15 protein-coding genes are annotated in these 19,518 nt (G+C 66.6%); 12 read left to right on the top strand and 3 right to left on the bottom strand.

The features are described 5' to 3' along the window. Positions 1 to 111: 111 nt before the first annotated feature. A complete protein-coding gene (locus ACF8LI_RS22100) occupies positions 112 to 2,055 on the bottom strand; it encodes an AMP-dependent synthetase/ligase (protein WP_392414127.1) in 1,944 nt (647 codons plus the stop codon). A gap of 215 nt (positions 2,056 to 2,270) precedes the next feature. Next, complete coding sequence (locus tag ACF8LI_RS22095) at positions 2,271 to 2,906, bottom strand: GntR family transcriptional regulator (protein WP_016446050.1); 636 nt, start codon at positions 2,904 to 2,906, stop codon at positions 2,271 to 2,273. A gap of 114 nt (positions 2,907 to 3,020) precedes the next feature. Between ACF8LI_RS22095 and scpA the strand changes: the two genes are divergently transcribed. From scpA to ACF8LI_RS22075, 4 genes are all read left to right on the top strand, one after another. Then, entirely contained in the window at positions 3,021 to 5,198 is a 2,178-nt protein-coding gene (gene scpA / locus ACF8LI_RS22090; protein WP_047475081.1) for a methylmalonyl-CoA mutase, read from the top strand. 25 nt (positions 5,199 to 5,223) lie between these two features. Beyond that, positions 5,224 to 6,234: a methylmalonyl Co-A mutase-associated GTPase MeaB gene (meaB, locus tag ACF8LI_RS22085; RefSeq protein WP_016446052.1), complete on the top strand. Its 1,011-nt coding sequence runs from the start codon at positions 5,224 to 5,226 to the stop codon at positions 6,232 to 6,234. Between the two features lie 57 nt (positions 6,235 to 6,291). Next, positions 6,292 to 7,824, top strand: a complete 1,533-nt coding sequence (locus ACF8LI_RS22080) for an acyl-CoA carboxylase subunit beta (protein WP_016446053.1) — start codon at positions 6,292 to 6,294, stop codon at positions 7,822 to 7,824. A gap of 211 nt (positions 7,825 to 8,035) precedes the next feature. Beyond that, positions 8,036 to 10,084 (top strand): acetyl-CoA carboxylase biotin carboxylase subunit, encoded by a 2,049-nt coding sequence (locus ACF8LI_RS22075; RefSeq protein WP_392414126.1) that lies wholly within the window; start codon positions 8,036 to 8,038, stop codon positions 10,082 to 10,084. Between the two features lie 83 nt (positions 10,085 to 10,167). Here the strand turns inward: ACF8LI_RS22075 and ACF8LI_RS22070 are convergent, their stop codons facing one another. Continuing rightward, complete coding sequence (locus ACF8LI_RS22070) at positions 10,168 to 11,262, bottom strand: LacI family DNA-binding transcriptional regulator (RefSeq protein WP_392414124.1); 1,095 nt, start codon at positions 11,260 to 11,262, stop codon at positions 10,168 to 10,170. Positions 11,263 to 11,418: 156 nt separating this feature from the next. Here ACF8LI_RS22070 and ACF8LI_RS22065 point away from each other — a divergent pair, with 156 nt between their 5' ends. The 8 genes from ACF8LI_RS22065 to ACF8LI_RS22030 all read left to right on the top strand — a co-directional run bounded on the left by ACF8LI_RS22065 (position 11,419) and on the right by ACF8LI_RS22030 (position 19,515). After that, a complete protein-coding gene (locus ACF8LI_RS22065; RefSeq protein WP_370690597.1) occupies positions 11,419 to 12,006 on the top strand; it encodes a gluconokinase in 588 nt (195 codons plus the stop codon). 18 nt (positions 12,007 to 12,024) lie between these two features. Next, positions 12,025 to 12,531 (top strand): TRAP transporter small permease, encoded by a 507-nt coding sequence (locus tag ACF8LI_RS22060; RefSeq protein WP_016446057.1) that lies wholly within the window; start codon positions 12,025 to 12,027, stop codon positions 12,529 to 12,531. Positions 12,532 to 12,543: 12 nt separating this feature from the next. Next, positions 12,544 to 13,824 (top strand): TRAP transporter large permease, encoded by a 1,281-nt coding sequence (locus ACF8LI_RS22055; RefSeq protein ID WP_392414123.1) that lies wholly within the window; start codon positions 12,544 to 12,546, stop codon positions 13,822 to 13,824. 28 nt (positions 13,825 to 13,852) lie between these two features. After that, a complete protein-coding gene (locus tag ACF8LI_RS22050; RefSeq protein ID WP_016453430.1) occupies positions 13,853 to 14,872 on the top strand; it encodes a TRAP transporter substrate-binding protein in 1,020 nt (339 codons plus the stop codon). A 109-nt stretch (positions 14,873 to 14,981) separates the two neighbouring features. Next, on the top strand, positions 14,982 to 16,808 hold the full coding sequence (gene edd, locus ACF8LI_RS22045) for a phosphogluconate dehydratase (RefSeq protein WP_374008310.1): 1,827 nt from the start codon (positions 14,982 to 14,984) through the stop codon (positions 16,806 to 16,808). After that, the gene (locus ACF8LI_RS22040; protein ID WP_016446061.1) at positions 16,793 to 17,431 is read left to right on the top strand and encodes a bifunctional 4-hydroxy-2-oxoglutarate aldolase/2-dehydro-3-deoxy-phosphogluconate aldolase; all 639 of its coding nucleotides are present in this window, start codon (positions 16,793 to 16,795) and stop codon (positions 17,429 to 17,431) included. Before edd ends, ACF8LI_RS22040 begins: the two co-directional genes overlap by 16 nt. An 87-nt stretch (positions 17,432 to 17,518) precedes the next feature. Further along, positions 17,519 to 18,421, top strand: a complete 903-nt coding sequence (locus tag ACF8LI_RS22035; RefSeq protein ID WP_289241152.1) for a LysR family transcriptional regulator — start codon at positions 17,519 to 17,521, stop codon at positions 18,419 to 18,421. A 110-nt stretch (positions 18,422 to 18,531) separates the two neighbouring features. Next, complete coding sequence (locus ACF8LI_RS22030; RefSeq protein ID WP_133073876.1) at positions 18,532 to 19,515, top strand: tripartite tricarboxylate transporter substrate binding protein; 984 nt, start codon at positions 18,532 to 18,534, stop codon at positions 19,513 to 19,515. Positions 19,516 to 19,518: the final 3 nt, after the last annotated feature.

Below are 19,518 nucleotides of genomic sequence, written 5' to 3'. Positions count from 1 at the left end.
GCGCTCTTGCCTTCCTTCTTATCAATTCAATGTAACTTACATAAATCAATTTTCAAATCAGAGGTAAGGAAAGCCGCCGTTTTCCGGCGGCGGCTTGTCAAGGGCTGGGGGTCACCCCGCGCTGTTGCGGCCTTGCCAGCGCTCGGCGGGCTTGGTGTACATGGCGGCAATCTGCGATTCAAACCGCGCCATGAGGTTGTTGCGCTTGAGCTTGAGGGTGGGCGTCATCAGCCCGTTCTCAATGGTCCAGGGCTCCAGTTCCAGGTGCACGGCACGGGGGACCGCATAGCGGGCAAAGCTGGCCACCTGTTTCTCGATGCGGGCCAGCGCTTCACGCTCGGCGGCGGCGTGGTTCAGGCTCTTGGGATCTTCGGGATCCAGGCCCAGGCGCTGGGCCATGGCCTGCCATTCACCACGCTCGATGACGGCCACGGCGGCGATGAAGGGGCGGTCTTCGCCCACGACAAAGACCTGGGTGAAGAACGGGTCGCCGGTGATGGCCAGCTCCAGGTCGGCCGGTGGAATCTTCTCGCCGGTGGAGGTGACGATGATTTCCTTGATGCGGCCCTGGATGCGCACGCGCCCATCCTCGATCACGGCCTGGTCGCCGGTGCGCAGCCAGCCGTCGTCTGTGAAGGTCTTGGCGGTGTCTTCGGGGCGTTGCCAGTAGCCCCGCATCACGCAGGGCCCGCGCACCTGCAGTTCCCGATTCTCGCCAATGCGCACTTCCACGCCCGGCAGGGCGCGGCCCACGGTGGCCGGGTGGTTGTCCTCCAGCGTGTTGGCGCAGACCACGGGCGAGGTCTCGGTCATTCCGTAGCCCTGGATCAGCGGCAGGCCCAGGCCGAGAAAACAGCGCGCAATCGTGGGCGACAGCGGCGCGCCACCGCTCACGGCCACGCGCACACGCCCGCCAAACTGGGCCAGCAGCGGCTTGGCCACCAGATGGTTGAGCACGGGCCAGGGCAGCCATTGCATCCAGCCCGGCACGTCGGGCTGGGGCGCCTGCGCATCGGCAATGCCTTGTATTTCACAAAAGCGTTGCCAGCCCCTGGCCTGGGCCAGTTCGAACAGCTGGGCCTTGAGCGGGGCACGGGCCAGCGCCTCCATGACCTTGGCGTGCAAGCGCTCGTAGATGCGCGGCACGGAGACCAGCACCGTGGGACGCTGGGTCTTGAGATCCTCGGCCAGCTGGGCCACGGAGCGCGCATAGGCCACGCAGGCGCCCACGGCCATCGCCAGGTAGTAGCCTGCCGTGCGCTCGAAGGTGTGCGACAGCGGCAGGAAGGACAGGAAAACATCATCGCTGCGCGGCAGCAGCCGCTGCATCACGGCCTGTACGTTGGAGACCACGTTGCGGTGCGTGAGCATCACGCCCTTGGGCTTGCCCGTGGTGCCCGAGGTGTAGACGACGGCGGCCAGGTCCTCGGCAGAGGGAGGCGGGGGCAGGGGGACTGCGCCGCCTTCATCCAGCCATTGGGCCAGCGGTTGCACGCGGATCTGCCGCAGGGCCTCCAGGACGGCGGCATCGCCTTCGGTGTCAGGCTCTGCGGCCCGGGAAGCCGGCTTGGCCGATGCCACGACCACCTTGCGCAGCGCGGGCAGGGCCTGGCCCGTGGCGCAGATCTTGTCCCAGGTGGATTGCTGTGCCACGAACAGCATGGACACCTGGGCATTGGCCAGGATGTAGGCAATGCTGCCTGCGTTGTCTATGGAATGCAGGGGCACCGGCACATGGCCGCAGCGCAGGCTGGCCAGGTCGATGGACATGGCATCCAGCCCGTTGGGCAAAAGAATGGCAATGCGCGAGCCCGGTGCCAGTTCCTGCGCGGCCAGGGCCTGCGCCCACAGGGCCACGCGCTCGCCGGTCTGCGCCCAGTTCAGGGACTTCCAGCTGCGCGCATCCTCGTCATAGGCCCGATAGGCCTCGCCTGCGGGCGTCTGCTGCACGCGCAGGGCCAGCATTTCCACCAGGGTGGCGGCCGTGGCCATGCTGGCATCGGCTGGCAGGCTCATGGCCAGGGAAGGGGCGCGGGCTGGATCTTGGATGCTCATGCGAAGAGGTGCGGACCGAAGTGGATGGTGCCGCTGATGATAGCTGCCGGTTGCCGCAGGCCCCGGCGTCAGCTTCGGACATGTGCGGAGTTGGCGGCGAGGTTTATGCTGCACTGCAGCGTTCTCGGGCGATGCGCCTGAAGCGAACCAGGAGCCGCATGCCCGCCTACGTCGCCACTGTTGCCCAGCCAGCCAGGGTTCAGATGAACCCGAGTTCAGGACGCTGCAGCCAGACCGTTCCTGAAGTGCTGACGCATGGCCTGCGCGGCGGCCGCGCCATCGCGGCGCAACAGGGCCTGCATGACGGTCTCGTGCTCGGCCAGCGAATCCTCGATGCGGCCCTGCTTGAACAGCGACTTGTGGCGGTTGAGCTTCATGACCTTGCGCAGGTCGGCCACCAGCTGGTTGCGCCAGCGGTTGTCGGCGATCTGCAGCAGCTGCATGTGAAAGCTCTCGTTGAGCTCGAAGAAGCGGTCTGCATCGCGCATCTGCGCCTTGAGTTCCTCATGGGTCTGCTGCAGGGCGGCAAGTTCCTCATCGCTGCCCGATTCGGCCACGACCTGCACGGCATCGGATTCCAGCAGGCTCAGCAGGTGATAGACATCGGCAATGTCCTTGGACGATACCTCGGTCACATAGGCGCCGCGGCGCACCTTCATGGTGACCAGGCCCTCGGCGGCCAGCACCTTCAGGGCCTCGCGCAGCGGGGTGCGGCTGATGCCGTATTCCTCGGCAATCTTCAGTTCGTCGATCCAGTCACCAGGCGCCAGTTCGTGCGCGAAGATGCGCAGGCGCAGCTTCTCTGCCACCTGTTCGTAGAGCGCGCGGGGAGTGAGGGTGTTTGTCGACATGTGGCCCGGATTGTATCGGCAAAGATATTTTGAATGAATAATTATGAATGATGTAAACTGCGGCAGCTCTGGGGCATGCCCTCAAGGGCACCTGTCATTCACGAGCCTGAGAACATGAGACAAGACCATCCGACAGCGCAGAACGGCCAGGAATTCGCAACTGCCGACCTGCAGAAATGGGCCCAGGCGGCCGCCAAGGCCGCTCCAGGGGGCGACATCCAGGCCCTGCACTGGACCACGCCCGACGGCATCGACGTCAAGCCGCTATACACGGCGGCCGACACGGCGGATCTGCCCCATACGGATAGCCTGCCAGGCTTCGAGCCCTACATCCGCGGCCCCCAGGCCACCATGTACGCGGGCCGGCCCTGGACCATTCGCCAGTACGCGGGCTTTTCCACGGCCGAGGAATCCAATGCCTTCTACCGCAAGGCGCTGGCCGCCGGCGGGCAGGGCGTGTCGGTGGCTTTCGACCTGGCCACGCACCGGGGCTACGACAGCGACCATCCGCGTGTGACGGGCGACGTGGGCAAGGCCGGCGTGGCCATCGATTCGGTCGAGGACATGAAGGTGCTGTTCGACCAGATCCCGCTGGACAAGATCAGCGTGTCCATGACCATGAACGGCGCCGTGCTGCCCGTGCTGGCCGGCTACGTGGTGGCGGCCGAGGAGCAGGGCGTGGCCCAGGACCAGCTGTCGGGGACCATACAGAACGACATCCTCAAGGAGTTCATGGTCCGCAACACCTATATCTACCCGCCCCAGCCGTCGATGCGCATCATCGGCGACATCATCGAGTACACGAGCCGGAACATGCCCAAGTTCAACTCGATCTCGATCTCGGGCTATCACATGCAGGAGGCGGGCGCCAACCAGGCGCTGGAACTGGCCTTCACGCTGGCCGACGGCAAGGAGTACGTGAAGACCGCCACGGCCAAGGGCATGGATGTGGACGATTTCGCGGGCCGGCTGTCCTTCTTCTGGGCCATCGGCATGAATTTCTACCTGGAAATCGCCAAGATGCGCGCGGCCCGCCTGCTGTGGTGCCGCATCATGAAGGGTTTCGGCGCCAAGAAGGCCAAGAGCCTGATGCTGCGCACGCACTGCCAGACTTCGGGCTGGTCGCTGACCGAGCAGGACCCCTACAACAACGTGGTGCGCACCACCATCGAGGCCATGGCCGCCGTCTTCGGCGGCACGCAGAGCCTGCACACCAACAGCTTTGACGAAGCCATCGCGCTGCCCACCGAGTTCTCGGCCCGCATTGCGCGCAACACGCAGCTGATCATCCAGGAAGAGACCCACATCACCAATGTGATCGACCCCTGGGCCGGCAGCTACATGATGGAAAAGCTGACCCAGGACATGGCCGACGCCGCCTGGAAGATCATCGAGGAGGTCGAGGCCATGGGCGGCATGACCGCCGCCGTGGATTCGGGCTGGGCCAAGCTCAAGATCGAGGCCGCCGCCGCCGAGAAGCAGGCGCGCATCGACTCGGGCAAGGATGTCATCGTCGGCGTCAACAAGTACAAGCTGGCCAAGGAAGACGCCATCGACATCCTCGAGGTGGACAACGTCAAGGTGCGCGACAGCCAGATCGCGCGCCTGAACCAGATCAAGGCCAGCCGCGATGCCGCCAAGGTCGAGGCCGCCCTTCAGGCCCTGACCCAGGCCGCCGAAAGCGGCGAGGGCAACCTGCTGGACCTGTCCATCCAGGCCGTGCGCCTGCGCGCCACGGTGGGCGAGGTCTCGGATGCACTGGAGAAGGTTTTCGGGCGCCACCGCGCCGATACGCAAAAGGTGACCGGCGTGTATGCAGCAGCCTACGACTCGGCCGAAGGCTGGGAAAAGCTCAAGGGCGAAATCGACGCATCGTCCGAGCAATTGGGCCGCCGCCCGCGCGTGATGATCGCCAAGCTGGGCCAGGACGGCCATGACCGCGGCGCCAAGGTGGTGGCCACGGCCTTTGCCGACCTGGGCTTCGACGTGGACATGGGCCCGCTGTTCCAGACGCCCGAGGAATGCGCGCGCCAGGCCATCGAGAACGACGTGCACGCCGTGGGCGTGTCCACGCTGGCGGCAGGCCACAAGACCCTGGTGCCGGCCATCATCGAGGAACTGCGCCGCCAGGGCGCGGACGACATCATCGTCTTCGTGGGCGGCGTGATTCCCGCGCAGGACTACGACTTCCTCTACAACGCCGGCGTCAAGGGCGTCTATGGCCCGGGCACACCCATCCCGGCCAGCGCCAAGGACGTGCTCGAGCAGATCCGCCAGGCCAACAGCCTCTGAGCCCGCCGCAGTGACTCCCGAGCAAATGCAAGACGGCATCCTGAACGGCAACCCTGCCGTTCAGCGCCGGGCGATGGCCAAGGCCATCACCCTTTTGGAATCCACGCGCACGGATCACCGCGCTGCGGCCGATGGGCTGCTCACGGCCCTGCTGCCGCATACGGGCGGATCTTTCCGCCTGGGCATCAGCGGCGTGCCGGGCGTGGGCAAGAGCACCTTCATCGAGACGCTGGGCCTGTTCCTGATTGGGCGCGGCCTTCGCGTGGCGGTGCTGGCCATCGACCCATCGTCCACCGTGTCGGGCGGCTCCATCCTGGGCGACAAGACGCGCATGGAGCAGTTGTCCGTTCATCCGGATGCCTACATCCGCCCCAGCCCCAGCAGCGGCACACTGGGCGGCGTGGCCGAGAAAACCCGCGAGGCCATGCTGGTCTGCGAGGCGGCTGGCTACGATGTGGTCATCGTCGAGACCGTGGGCGTGGGCCAGAGCGAGATCGCCGTGCAGGGCATGTGCGACATGTTCTGCCTGCTGCAACTGCCCAATGCGGGCGACGACCTGCAGGCCATCAAGAAGGGCGTGATGGAGCTGGCCGACCTGGTGGTCATCAACAAGGCCGACATCGACCCGCATGCCGCCACGCGCGCCCAGGCCCAGATCACCTCCAGCCTGCGCCTGCTGGGCATGCACGGCAACCCCGAGCATGCCCACCACGACGAGCGCCTTTGGCAGCCCCAGGTCATCACCATCAGCGCGCTCAAGAAGGAGGGCGTTGAAGGTTTCTGGGGTGCGGTGGAGGAATTCCGCCGCCTGCAGCAGGCCAACGGGCGCCTGGCGCTGCGCCGCGAACGCCAGGCGCTGTCCTGGATGTGGGAGCGCATCGACTCCGGCCTCAAGCAGGCCTTCCGGCAGCATCCGCAGGTGCGGGCGCTGCTGCCCCAGCTGCAGGCCGACGTGGCAGCAGGGCGCATCGCGGCCAGCACGGCCGCCAGAAATCTGCTGCAGGCGCAGGCAGGCCCCGTGGCGGCGCCGCAGTGACGGCCGACAAGACAAGACCAGACAAACCTTACCGTTAGACGTTAGAGGAATCGCAGCATGCAAGACATCCTGGATCAACTGGAGACAAAGCGCGAACAGGCCCGCCTGGGTGGCGGCCAAAAGCGCATAGATGCACAGCACAAGAAGGGCAAGCTCACGGCGCGAGAGCGCATCGAGCTGCTGCTGGACGACGGCACCTTCGAGGAATGGGACATGTTCGTCGAGCACCGCTGCACCGACTTCGGCATGGAAGACAGCAAGATCCCCGGCGACGGCGTGGTCACCGGCTACGGCATGATCAACGGCCGCCTGGTCTTCGTCTTCAGCCAGGACTTCACCGTCTTCGGCGGTGCGCTGTCCGAGACCCATGCCGAGAAGATCTGCAAGGTCATGGACCAGGCCATGAAGGTCGGCGCCCCCGTGATCGGCCTCAACGACTCGGGCGGCGCCCGCATCCAGGAAGGCGTGGCCTCGCTGGGCGGCTATGCCGACGTGTTCCAGAAGAACGTGCTGGCCAGCGGCGTGGTGCCGCAGATCTCCATGATCATGGGCCCCTGCGCGGGCGGCGCCGTGTACTCGCCGGCCATGACCGACTTCATCTTCATGGTCAAGGACAGCAGCTACATGTTCGTCACCGGCCCCGAAGTGGTGAAGACCGTGACGCACGAGGAGGTCACGGCCGAGGAGCTGGGCGGCGCCATCACCCACACCACGCGCAGCGGCGTGGCCGACATGGCCTTCGACAACGACGTGGAGGCGCTGATGATGCTGCGCCGCCTCTACAACTACCTGCCGCTGAACAACCGCGAGAAGGCGCCCGTGCGCTACACCTCGGACCCCGTGGACCGCGCCGACAAGTCGCTGGATACCCTGGTGCCCGACAACGCCAACAAGCCCTACGACATGAAGGAGCTGATCCTCAAGACCGTGGACGACGGCGACTTCTTCGAGTTGCAGCCCGACTACGCCAAGAACATCCTCACGGGCTTTGCGCGCATGGACGGGCAGACCGTGGGCATCGTCGCCAACCAGCCCCTGGTGCTGGCCGGCTGCCTGGACATCAAGAGCTCCATCAAGGCCGCGCGCTTCGTGCGTTTCTGCGATGCCTTCAACATCCCCGTGGTCACCTTCGTGGACGTGCCCGGCTTCATGCCCGGCACCAGCCAGGAGTACGGCGGCATCATCAAGCACGGCGCCAAGCTGCTGTACGCCTATGCCGAGGCCACGGTGCCCAAGATCACCGTCATCACGCGCAAGGCCTACGGCGGCGCCTATGACGTGATGGCCTCCAAGCACCTGCGCGGCGACGTCAACCTGGCCTGGCCCCATGCCGAGATCGCCGTGATGGGCGCCAAGGGCGCCGTGGAGATCATCTTCCGCGAGGACAAGAACGACCCCGCCAAGCTGGCCGCGCGCGAGGCCGAGTACAAGGCCCGCTTCGCCAACCCCTTCGTGGCGGGCGCGCGCGGCTTCATCGACGACGTGATCCAGCCGCACGAGACGCGCAAGCGCATCTGCCGCTCGCTGCAGATGCTCAAGAACAAGCAGCTGGAAAATCCGTGGCGCAAGCATGGAAACATCCCCTTGTGAAGCACCCCCTGAGCGGCTCCGCCGCTTCCCCCTCTCTAACTCGCTTCGCGAGGGAGGGGGACGACACCCTCGGTGCGGGGCGGCCCTTCCTCGGTGTCCCTCGCGTTGGTCGCGCCGGTTACTGACAGTGCTGGCGAAGCGCAAAACAGGGACAGCGAAGCTGACGACAGCTCCGGTTCCCATGATTTAGTTCCAAGAATGGGCTAAGAAGATGTTCAAGAAGATCCTGATTGCCAACCGCGGCGAGATTGCCTGCCGCGTCATCGCCACCGCCCGCAAGATGGGCATACAGACCGTGGCGGTGTACTCCGATGCGGACCGCGAGGCACGCCACGTCAAGCTGGCCGACGAGGCCGTGCACATCGGTGCCGCTCCCAGCCGCGAGTCCTACCTGCAGGCCGACCGCATCATTGCCGCCTGCAAGCAGACCGGCGCCCAGGCCGTGCACCCGGGCTACGGCTTCCTGTCCGAGAACGAGGCCTTCGCCCGGCGCGTGGAGGAAGAGGGCATCACCTTCATCGGCCCCAAGCACGCGGCCATTGCGGCCATGGGCGACAAGATCGCCTCCAAGAAGCTGGCCGACAAGGCCGGCGTGAGCACCATCCCCGGCTACAACGATCCCATCGCCGGCCCCGAGGCCGCCGTGGAAATCGCCAAGGGCATTGGCTACCCCGTGATGATCAAGGCCAGCGCCGGCGGCGGCGGCAAGGGCCTGCGCGTGGCCTACAACGACAAGGAAGCCTTCGAGGGCTTTGCCAGCTGCCAGAACGAGGCACGCAACAGCTTCGGCGACGACCGCATCTTCATCGAGAAGTTCGTGCAGGAGCCGCGCCACATCGAGATCCAGGTGCTGGGCGACGGCCACGGCAACGTGATCTACCTGAACGAGCGCGAATGCTCCATCCAGCGCCGGCACCAGAAGGTGATCGAAGAGGCGCCGTCCCCCTTCATCAGCGATGCCACGCGCCGCGCCATGGGAGAGCAGGCCGTGGCCCTGGCCAAGGCCGTGGGCTACCAGAGCGCGGGCACGGTGGAGTTCGTGGTGGGCAAGGACCAGGATTTCTACTTCCTGGAAATGAACACCCGCCTGCAGGTGGAGCATCCGGTGACCGAGTGCATCACCGGCCTGGATCTGGTCGAGCAGATGATCCGCGTGGCCGCTGGCGAGAAGCTGGCCATCGCGCAGGAAGACGTCAAGCGCGATGGCTGGGCCATCGAGTGCCGCATCAACGCCGAGGACCCGTTCCGCAACTTCCTGCCGTCCACCGGCCGCCTGGTGCGCTTTTCGCCGCCCGAGCAGACCATGTGGCAGGCCGACACCGGCCACCTGCACGGCGTGCGCGTGGATACGGGCGTGTATGAAGGCGGCGAAATCCCGATGTTCTACGACTCGATGATCGCCAAGCTCATCGTGCACGGCAGCGACCGCAACGACGCCATCGCCAAGATGCGCGAGGCGCTCAACGCCTTCGTGATCCGGGGCATCAGCTCCAACATCCCGTTCCAGGCCGCGCTGCTGGCCCATCCCAAGTTCAAGAGCGGCGAGTTCAACACCGGATTCATTGCCGAGCACTACGCCCACGGCTTCCACGCCGAGGATGTGCCGCACGGCGACCCCGACTTCCTGGTCGCCCTGGCAGGCCACATGAACCGCCGCTACCGCGCGCGCGCCGCCACCATCAGCGGCCAGATGCGCGGTCATGAGCTCAAGGTCTCGGCCGACTACTGCGTGGTCGTGCTGGGGGCCGATGGCAAGCACCAGTACCGCGAGGTGCAGGTTTCCGACTTCGACGCGGAAAGCCGCGCCAGCACCGTCACCGTGGACGGCAAGCCCTACACCTTCCGCAGCGAGACGCCGATGCGCGCCATGTGCGTGCAGGGCAGCTGCAACGGCAAGCCTTTCACAGCGCAGGTCGAGCGCGGCACGGCCAGGAACCCGCTGGCCCTGCGCGTCATCCACAACGGCACGCAGATCGACGCCCTGGTGCTGTCGCCGCACGGCGGCGAACTGCACCGGCTCATGCCCTACAAGGCACCGCCGGACCTGTCCAGGTTCCTGCTGTCGCCCATGCCGGGCCTGCTGGTGGACGTGGCCGTGCAGCCGGGCCAGAAGGTGCAGGCCGGCGAAAAGCTGGCCGTGATCGAGGCCATGAAGATGGAAAACATCCTGTTCGCGTCGCAGGACGGTGTGGTCAGCAAGATCAGCGCCGGCAAGGGCGACTCGCTGGCCGTGGATGATGTGATCCTGGAATTCGAGTGATATCCGCGTGATTCCTGCGCAGCAGGCGTCGACCAGAGAAAAGGCCGGGCAGCAGACCCGGCCTTTTCATTTCCACTGTCGCTTCAACTGCTTTGCCGCACCACCAGCTCATATCCCAGATCCAGGCTGTGCAATGGCAAGGCCTCGCCGCGCATCAATTGCAGCAGCATGCGCGCGCCTTCGGTTCCGATATGGCCGCGCGGCGTGCGGATGGTGGTCAGTGGCGGCACCATCTGGTCGCTGCCGGGCAGGTCGTTGAAGCCGGCGATGGCGATCTGCTGCGGCACGCGGATGCCGCGGCGCAGGGCTTCGAGCAGGGCGCCCTGGGCGATGTCATCGTTGCAGAAGAAGAGGGCATCGACGGATGGAGCCAGCCGCAGGGCGGCGTCCAGCAGCTCGGCGCCCAGCGCCATCGAAGTGGGGCGGGGCCACAGCAGTTCCAGGGCCGGGTCGTGCAGGCCCGCATCCTGCAGGGCCTGGCGGTAGCCAGAGGCGCGCTGCATCACGCGGGCATCGAGCTGGCCTGCGCAAAAGGCAATGCGCTTGTGCCCGCGCTCCATCAGATGCCACGTGATGGCGGCTCCGGCTTCGGCCTGCGAAAACCCCACGCTGGGCGTGCCCGGCTCGCCGCCCAGCTCCATCAGGTGCACGCAGGGCACCTTGCTGGCCTGCACGAGTTCGCGCGCAGCGGGACTGCGGTCAAAGCCGGTGAGCAGCAGGCCGGCAGGGCGCATGGGCAGGTAAGTGCGCAGCAGTTGCTCCTCTTCGGCCCGGTCATAGTGGGTCACGCCGATCAGCGCGTGGTAGCCGGCGGCGAACAGCACCTTGTGCACAGACTCGATCAGGTCCACGAACAAGGTGTTGGACAGCATGGGCACCAGCACCAGCACCTGGGCGCTTTTCTGGGAGGCCAAAGCGCGCGCGGCAGGGTCGGGCACGTAGCCCATGCGCGCGGCGGCGGCGCGGATTTTCTCGACCAGGGCCGGGTCCACGCGCCGCTCGCCGCGCAGGGCCCGTGAGACCGTCATGGGGCTGACGCCGGCAGCCTGTGCCACATCGCTGAGCGTGATGCGTCCGCTGGCCCGCGAGGAGCGGGCGCGGCCCGTGGCGGGCAGGGCCGGATCGGAAGGATCGGCGCAGGACGATTCTGGAGATGCAGGCGGAATCTGGCGGGCCAAGGGAATGTCCTAGGTCGGTGGCGAGAGGGTTGGAGATTATGATAGCGCTATCCCAATCATTCGAAGGCCCGCAGTCCTGCGTGTAAACCCGGACGAAGGCCTCTGAAGCACACCGAAATCCAAGGCAGACCCTGGTCTGCCAATTTTTGCAAGAACATGGATAGCGCTATCCCAACAACAACCGACGCCACCGCCGCAGGCAGCCGCCCACGGGCGCTGGTCGTCATGGGCGTTTCCGGCTGCGGCAAGTCGAGCGTGGGGCAGGCCCTGGCTGATGCCCTGGGCTGGACCCTGCACGAGGGCGATGCCCACCATGCCGAGGAAAGCATCCGCAAGATGCAGGCTGGCATCCCCCTGACCGACGACGACCGCAGCGGCTGGCTGGACCGGCTGGCACGGCTGCTGGCCCAGGCCATGCCGGGGCAGGGCGTGGTGCTGACCTGCTCGGCCCTCAAGCGCAAGTACCGTGACCGCCTGCGTGCCGCCGGCCCGGCCGGCGCCGTGGGCTTCGTTTTTCTGGACCTGGACTACGGCACGGCGCTGCAGCGCGTGCAGGAGCGCGCCGGCCACTTCTTCTCGCCCGAGCTGGTGGCCAACCAGTTCGCCACGCTGGAAAGCCCGGCAGGCGAGCGCGCCGTGCTGTCCGTGGACGCCACGCTGCCGCTGGCCGACATCGTGCACCGCGCACAGGACTGGCTGGTCCATCCGGCGCCGCAGGCCGCCCCTCTCTCCCAGAACCCATAACGCCAGGAGACAAAAACCATGCAATCCGATTCCCCCGCAGTCCGGCCCAAGCCGCGCCTGCAGCACTTTGCCGAGGTGCTGATGGTGCTGGCCCTGGCCGGCATGGTCATTGCCGTGTTCGTCAACGTGGTGCTGCGCTATGTGTTTCACACCAGCATCGTTTCCTATGAGGAAATCTCGCGCCTGCTCTTCGTCTGGCTGGTGGCCATTGGGGCCATCGTGGCCGCTTTCGAGGGCAGCCACCTGGGCTTCGACCTTGTGACATCCCGCGTGGGCCCTGGCGCGCGCAAGGTGTTGTTCTGGGTGTCGCAGGCGCTGGTTCTGGTCTGCATGGGCCTGCTGCTGTGGGGCTCATGGGCCCAGGTGCAGGCCGGGCTGAACAGCTACAGCACGGTGCTGGGCTACCCGCTGGCCCTGGGCGCTGCGGCCACCCTGGTGCTGGCCGTGGGCCTGCTGTTGGTGTCGCTGCGCGACCTGCGCCGCGGCGCGCCGGCAGAAAACCATGGCGAGACTTCGGTCGAGTAAGGAGCAGGCACCATGGTTGTGACCCTGATCTTTCTGGCCGTGCTGATCGGCGGCATGGTGATCGGCATGCCCATTGCCCAGGCGCTGGTGTTGACCGGCGTGGCGCTGATGTGGCATCTGGACTTCTTCGACTCGCAGCTGCTTGCACAGAACCTGCAGGCCGGCTTCGACAACTTCCCGCTGCTGGCCGTGCCTTTCTTCATCCTGGCGGGTGAGCTGATGAACGCGGGTGGCCTGTCGCGCCGCATCATCGACCTGGCGCGCGCCTATGTGGGCCATATCCGTGGCGGCCTGGGCTACGTGGCCATTGGCGCCGCCGTGCTGCTGGCCTCGATGAGCGGCTCGGCCATTGCCGATACCGCCGCCCTGGCCACCATCCTGCTGCCCATGATGCGCGAGCAAAAGTACCCCGACAGCTACAGCGCGGGCCTGCTGGCCTCGGGCGGCATCATTGCGCCCATCATTCCGCCGTCCATGCCCTTCGTGATCTACGGCGTGACGACCAACACCTCGATCAGCAAGCTGTTCCTGTCGGGCGTGGTGCCGGGCCTGATCATGGGCGTCTTCCTGATCTTTGCCTGGTGGTCCATCGCCCGCAAGTTCGACCTGTCGCGCGGCGAACGCATGGCCTGGGGCCCGCGTCTGAAGGCACTGGCCAAGAGCTTCTGGGCGATGATGATGCCGGTCATCATCCTGGGCGGCCTCAAGGGCGGCGTGTTCACACCCACCGAGGCGGCCGTGGTCGCAGCCGTCTACGCGCTGTTCGTGTCCATGGTGATCTACCGCGAGATGACATGGAGCAGTCTGTACGCCGTGTTCCTGGCCGCCGCCAAGACCACGGCCGTGGTCATGCTGCTGTGTGGCGCCGCCACGGTGACGGCCTACATGATCACCCTGGCCGACCTGCCCAACATGCTGGCCGACAGCTTTTCCGGCCTGCTGGGCAACCCCATGCTGTTCATGGCCACGATGATGCTGTTCCTGCTGGTGGTGGGCACGGCCATGGACCTGACGCCGACCATCCTGATCTTCGGCCCCGTGTGCGCGCCGCTGGCCGTCAAGGCGGGCATCGACCCCATCTACTTCGGCTTCATGTTCATCTACGTGGGCTGCATCGGCCTGATCACGCCGCCCGTGGGAACGGTGCAGAACGTGATTGCCGGCGTGGGCCGGCTGCGCATGGAGACCGTGATCAAGGGCACGAACCCGTTCCTGATGGTCTATGTGCTGCTTGCCGTGCTTTTCGTGATTTTTCCGCAAATCATCCTGGCCCCTCTGCGCTGGATGCACTGACCCCCCACTACAACCCAAGGAGATGAACATGCGTATTCCCTTTGCACTCGCCGGCCTGATGGCCGCCATCACCACGCTGGCCGCCACGGGCCAGGCCATGGCCCAGGACTTCAAGCCGCGCATCGTGCGCTTCGGCTACGGCCTGGTCGATGACTCCAACCAGGGCCGCGCGGCGCGCTTCTTTGCCAAGGAGGTCGAAAAGGCCACGGGCGGCAAGATGAAGGTGCGCGCCATCGGCAATGCCTCGCTGGGATCGGACACGCAGATGCAGCAGGCGCTGATCGGCGGTGCCCAGGAGATGATGGTCGGCTCCACCGCCACCCTGGTCGGCCTGTCGCCCGAGATGGCGGTCTGGGACACGCCGTTCCTGTTCAGCAGCACCAAGGAGGCCGACGCCGTGCTCGACGGCCCCGTGGGCGAGAAGGTCAAGGCCACGCTGGAGCCCAAGGGCATGGTGGGCCTGGTCTACTGGGAGAACGGTTTCCGCAACCTCACCAACAACAAGCGCCCCATCGCCAAGCTGGAAGATCTGGCCGACGTGAAGCTGCGCGTGATGCAGAACAACGTCTTCCTCGACAGCTTCAAGGCCCTGGGCGCCAACGCCGTGCCGCTGCCGTTCTCCGAACTGTTCACCGCGCTGGAAACCCGGGCCGTCGATGGCCAGGAAAACCCGTTCAACACCGTGCTGTCCAGCAAGTTCTACGAGGTGCAGAAGTACCTGACCATCTCCAACCACGTCTACAGCCCCTGGATCGTCACCGTCAGCAAGAAGTGGTGGGACACGCTGACACCGGCCGAGAAGAAGGTGCTGCAGGACGCCGCCGTCAAGAGCCGCGAGTTCGAGCGCAAGGACACGCGCGAGGAAGCGGCCAAGGCCCTGGCCGATATCAAGACCAAGGGCATGCAGGTCAACGAGCTGCCCGCCGCCGAGGTGGGACGCATGCGCGACAAGCTCGCCACGGTCAATGCCGGCATTGCCAAGACCGTGGGCCAGGGTACCTGGGATGAGGTACAGGCCGCCGTCAAGCAGGCGCGCGCAGTGAAGTAAGCTTCGATTCAGGGCCGGACGCACCTGGGAGGGATGCCCCGGCCGACATCCACCAAAAAGACAACGCGACACAGAGAAAACGCGCATCAGCGCATCCGCAGGACACCCCATGAGCACCATCCACCCCATCGTCGACCAGGTCACGCGCCGCATCCGCGAGCGCAGTGCCGAATCACGTGCCGCCTACCTGGAACAGGTGGACGCCATGGCCGCGCGCCCGCCCGGCGCGCAGTCCATGGGCTGTGCCAACGTGGCGCATGCCTTTGCGGGCATTCCAGGTGGCGACAGGATACGCATCGTCGAGGAGAAGGCGCCCAACGTCGCCATCGTCACCGCATACAACGACGTGCTGTCGGCCCACGCACCGCTGGCCCGCTATCCCGACATCCTCAAGGACGAGGCGCGCAGGCTGGGCGCCACGGCGCAGGTCGCCGGCGGCGTACCCGCCATGTGCGACGGCGTGACTCAGGGCGCGCCCGGCATGGAGCTGAGCCTGTTCAGCCGCGATGCCATTGCCATGGGCACGGCCATCGCGCTCTCGCACGACGTATTCGACGCTGCGCTGATGCTGGGCATCTGCGACAAGATCGTGCCGGGCCTCTTGATCGGCGCCCTGCATTTCGGGCACCTGCCCACGGTCTTCGTGCCGGCCGGACCCATGACCTCGGGCCTGTCCAACGGCGACAAGGCCAAGGTGCGCGAACAGGCCGCGCAGGGCCTGGTCGGCCGCAAGGAGCTGCTGGCCGCCGAATCGGCTGCCTACCATGGCGAAGGCACCTGCACCTTCTACGGCACGGCCAACAGCAACCAGATGCTGCTGGAGGCCATGGGCCTGCACGTGCCGGGCACGGCCTTCATCAACCCGGCCGACGGCGAGCGCGAACTGCTCACGCGCGAGGCCATGCGCAGCGTGCTGGCCATCACCAGGAACAAGCGCTTCGCCCCCATCGGCCGCGTGGTGGACGAGCGCTGCATCGTCAACGCCATGGTGGCCCTGCTGGCCACGGGCGGCTCCACCAACCACCTGATCCACTGGGTGGCGGTGGCGCGCGCTGCGGGCATCACCATCGACTGGAACGATTTTTCCGAGCTCTCGGGCGTGGTACCGCTGCTGGCCCGCGTCTATCCCAATGGCAGCGCCGACGTGAACCAGTTCCAGGCCGCAGGCGGTCCGGGCTATGTGATCGGCCAGTTGCTCAAGGCCGGCCTCATGCATGGCGATGTGCTCACCGTGCGGCCCGATGGCCTGCAGGAGTTCGCGCGCATTCCGGCCGTGGACAACGGCCAGTTGGCCTGGCACGCGGCCGAAGTCTCCGGCGACCTGTCCGTGCTGCGCCCGGCCAATGCGCCCTTCAGCGCCACGGGCGGGCTCAAGCTGCTGTCCGGCAACCTGGGGCGCAGCGTGATCAAGGTCAGCGCCGTGCCCGAGGACCGCCATGTGGTCGAGGCGCCCGCACGCGTCTTCGACTCTCAGGAAGCGCTGCAGCAGGCCTTCAAGGCCGGCGAACTGGACCGCGATGTCATCTGCGTAGTGCGCTGGCAGGGGCCGCGCGCCAATGGCATGCCCGAGCTGCACAAGCTCACTCCGCCCCTGGCCGTGCTGCAGGGCAAGGGCTACAAGGTGGCCCTGGTCACGGACGGCCGCATGAGCGGCGCCTCGGGCAAGGTGCCTGCCGCCATCCACGTCTCGCCCGAGGCCTGCGTGGGCGGGCCGCTGGCGCGCCTGCGCGATGGCGACCTGGTGCGCCTGGACGCCGTGGCCGGCACCCTGGCCGTGCTGGTCGATGAATCCGAATGGCAGCAACGCCTGGTGGCCACCATGCCCCGGGCGCTGCGCCAAGCCAATGGCCGGGGTTTCGGCCGCGAACTGTTTGCCGGATTCCGGCGCCACGCGCTCAGCGCAGAAGAGGGAGCTTGCACATGGATCAACGACTGACGGCCTTGGAGCTCATGCAGGACGCGCCGGTCATCCCGGTCATCGTTCTCAACGACCTCGCGCATGCCGTTCCCATGGCCCAGGCCCTGGTCGCGGGCGGCATCCGCGTGCTGGAAGTCACGCTGCGCACGCCCCAGGGCCTGGCCAGCATCGAGGCCATTGCGCGCGCCGTGCCCGAGGCCATCGTCGGCGCCGGCACCGTGCGCAGCGCAGCCGATGCGCGCGCCTGTGCCCATGCCGGCGCGCGCTTTGCCGTGAGCCCCGGCTACACCAGCGCACTGGGCCAGGCCTGCCAGGACCTGCAGTTGCCGCTGCTGCCCGGCGTGGCCACCAGCGGCGAGATCATGGCCGCCCAGGCCGACGGCTTCAACGAGCTGAAATTCTTCCCAGCCGTGCAGGCGGGCGGCACGGCCATGCTCAAGGCCTGGCAGGGTCCGTTCGGCGATGTGCGCTTTTGCCCCACGGGCGGCGTGTCGCCAGCCAATGCCCAGGAGTTCCTGGCCCTGAAGAATGTGGTCTGCGTGGGCGGCTCCTGGCTGGTGCCCACGGATGCGCTGGAGCAGGGCGACTGGAGCCGCATCACGGCGCTGGCCCGCCAGGCCAAGGCTCTGCGCAAAGCCTGACGAAAGGGCCGGTGGGACGCAGCGGGGCGCTGCGGCACAATCGTCGCCCTCCAGCCAGACGAGAAGCCAGACGAGAAGGCCGCCGCCATGATGAAGATCGACTCCACCACCGTGCAGCTCGTGCTGGCCATTGCCGAGGAGGGCAGCATCTCGCGCGCTGCCGACCGGCTGCAGCTGGCGGTGGCGGCGGCCTCGCGGCGGCTCAGTGATCTGGAGGCCCAGCTCGGCACGCGCCTGTTCAAGCGACAGCCCCATGGCGTGCAGGCCACCGAGCCCGGCCTCAAGCTGCTGGCCCATATCCGTCAGATCGGCAACCTGGTCGATCGCCTGGAGGGCGATGCCGAGGCCCTGGGCCGCGGCCGTGACGGCCGCATCATCATCGGCGCGCCCAAGTCGGCCCTCCTGCAGTTCCTGGCCGCCGACATCGCGGCCACCCAGCGCCGCTATCCCCACATCACGCTGCAGGTGATGGAAGAAAACAGCCGCATCGTCCAGCAACTGCTGCGCGACAAGGTCATCGACATCGGCATCTTCGAGAAAACCAGCGGATTCGTGGACCTGCCGCGCGCCGACTACCGGCGCGACAGCCTGGTGCTGGTCTACAGCCGCAGGCATTTCAGCTTCGGCGACCAGCCCGTGGAGCTGGACCGGCTGCTGGAGTGCCGCATCGTCAGCCTGGGCCGGGGCTCGGCCATCCTGAATGCCCTGCGCCGTGCCCATCACAGCCGGGGCAGGGTGTTCCGCAATGATTTCACGGTCAGCGGCTTCGACACCATGCTGGCCCTGGTGCGCGAAGGCCTGGGCGTGGGCCTGATGCCGCCAGGCGTGCTGCGCAGCTTCCACCCCGGGCCGGAGCTGGGCTGGGCCGCGCTGGAAGGCGACTGGCACGAGCGCAGCTATGTGCTGTCCTTCATCGAAGGGCAGGCACAGCAACAGGCGTTGCACAACGTGGTGGCGGCGCTGCTGCATCCCGCCTCCGAGGCGAACTGAGAGCGTCACGGTTTCGCATATGGCGAAACCAGGCATGCGTTCCACAGGCTTGCGGCGAATCCGGCGCGCGGCGACAGTGGCTGCACAACAACGATGTGCAGGAGACAGACATGAGACGCCGCGACTTCATCGCGGCCGGCGCCGCCGCGCTGGCCGCTCCCTGGGCAGGGGCCTCGCCCCCGGGCTCCGACCTGCCCAAGGGCCCCGTCAAGATCCTGGTGGGCTGGGCGCCCGGTGGCGGCACCGATGTGTTCGCGCGCATCGTGGGCCAGAAATTGTCCGAGGTCTGGGGCAGGCCCGTGGTCGTGGAGAACAAGCCCGGCGCCACCGGCTCGCTGGCGGCCGAGTACTTCGCCAGGACGCGCTTCACCGAAGGCATCAACCTGCTGATGGCCCATGTGAACACCCATGCCATCTCGCCGCAGATCTTCAGGTCCATCACCTATGACCCGCTCAAGGACTACGCGCCCATCGCCCTCATCGGCGCCACGCCCCACATCCTGGTGACCAGCAGCAGGAACAGCCATGGCTCGGTGCAGGAGGTGGTGGAGCTGTGCCGCAAAAGCCCCGGCAAGGTCAGCTTCGGCTCTTCTGGCACAGGTTCGGTGCAGCACCTTGCGGCCGAGATGTTCAACATGGCGGCAGGTGTCAAGAGCATCCACGTTCCCTACAAAGGGTCCGGCCCCATGCAGACCGACCTGATCGGAGGACAGATCGACTTCAGCTTCGACACCATGACGGCCGCCACTGCCCAGGTCCGCGCAGGAAAAATGCTGGGCATCGCCCAGACCCGCGTGAACCGTGCCAAGGGATTCCCGGCCATGCCCACCATGGACGAGCAAGGCTTCAAGGGCTTTGACGCATCGAGCTGGTACGGCGTCGTCGGCCCGCGCGACATGTCCAGGGAACTGGCCCAGCGCATCAATGCCGACATCAACCGCGTGCTGGCCATGCCCGACGTGGTCAGCCGCTTCGACGGATACGGCGTGGAGGACGGCGGCGGCTCCGTGGACAAGTTCGCGGCCTTCATGGCTGCCGAATACAAGAAGTGGGGCGACGTCGTTCGCGCCGCAAAAGTGACCGAAGAAAGCTGAGGA

It is taken from the genome of Delftia sp. WSY_12, from assembly GCF_043104645.1.
Taxonomy (GTDB): Bacteria; Pseudomonadota; Gammaproteobacteria; order Burkholderiales; family Burkholderiaceae_C; genus Comamonas; species Comamonas tsuruhatensis.
This window is presented reverse-complemented; position numbering and strand designations above follow the sequence as displayed.

Bases quoted from the DNA above. Each gene is read 5' to 3' on its own strand.
- ACF8LI_RS22060 (WP_016446057.1), top strand. From the start codon at position 12,025: ATGCAATCCGATTCCCCCGCAGTCCGGCCCAAGCCGCGCCTGCAGCAC.
- ACF8LI_RS22050 (WP_016453430.1), top strand. From the start codon at position 13,853: ATGCGTATTCCCTTTGCACTCGCCGGCCTGATGGCCGCCATCACCACG.
- ACF8LI_RS22095 (WP_016446050.1), bottom strand. From the start codon at position 2,906: ATGTCGACAAACACCCTCACTCCCCGCGCGCTCTACGAACAGGTGGCA.
- ACF8LI_RS22055 (WP_392414123.1), top strand. From the start codon at position 12,544: ATGGTTGTGACCCTGATCTTTCTGGCCGTGCTGATCGGCGGCATGGTG.
- ACF8LI_RS22065 (WP_370690597.1), top strand. From the start codon at position 11,419: ATGGATAGCGCTATCCCAACAACAACCGACGCCACCGCCGCAGGCAGC.
- ACF8LI_RS22100 (WP_392414127.1), bottom strand. From the start codon at position 2,055: ATGAGCATCCAAGATCCAGCCCGCGCCCCTTCCCTGGCCATGAGCCTG.
- ACF8LI_RS22030 (WP_133073876.1), top strand. From the start codon at position 18,532: ATGAGACGCCGCGACTTCATCGCGGCCGGCGCCGCCGCGCTGGCCGCT.
- edd (WP_374008310.1), top strand. From the start codon at position 14,982: ATGAGCACCATCCACCCCATCGTCGACCAGGTCACGCGCCGCATCCGC.
- meaB (WP_016446052.1), top strand. From the start codon at position 5,224: ATGCAAGACGGCATCCTGAACGGCAACCCTGCCGTTCAGCGCCGGGCG.
- ACF8LI_RS22035 (WP_289241152.1), top strand. From the start codon at position 17,519: ATGATGAAGATCGACTCCACCACCGTGCAGCTCGTGCTGGCCATTGCC.
- ACF8LI_RS22080 (WP_016446053.1), top strand. From the start codon at position 6,292: ATGCAAGACATCCTGGATCAACTGGAGACAAAGCGCGAACAGGCCCGC.
- ACF8LI_RS22075 (WP_392414126.1), top strand. From the start codon at position 8,036: ATGTTCAAGAAGATCCTGATTGCCAACCGCGGCGAGATTGCCTGCCGC.
- ACF8LI_RS22040 (WP_016446061.1), top strand. From the start codon at position 16,793: ATGGATCAACGACTGACGGCCTTGGAGCTCATGCAGGACGCGCCGGTC.
- scpA (WP_047475081.1), top strand. From the start codon at position 3,021: ATGAGACAAGACCATCCGACAGCGCAGAACGGCCAGGAATTCGCAACT.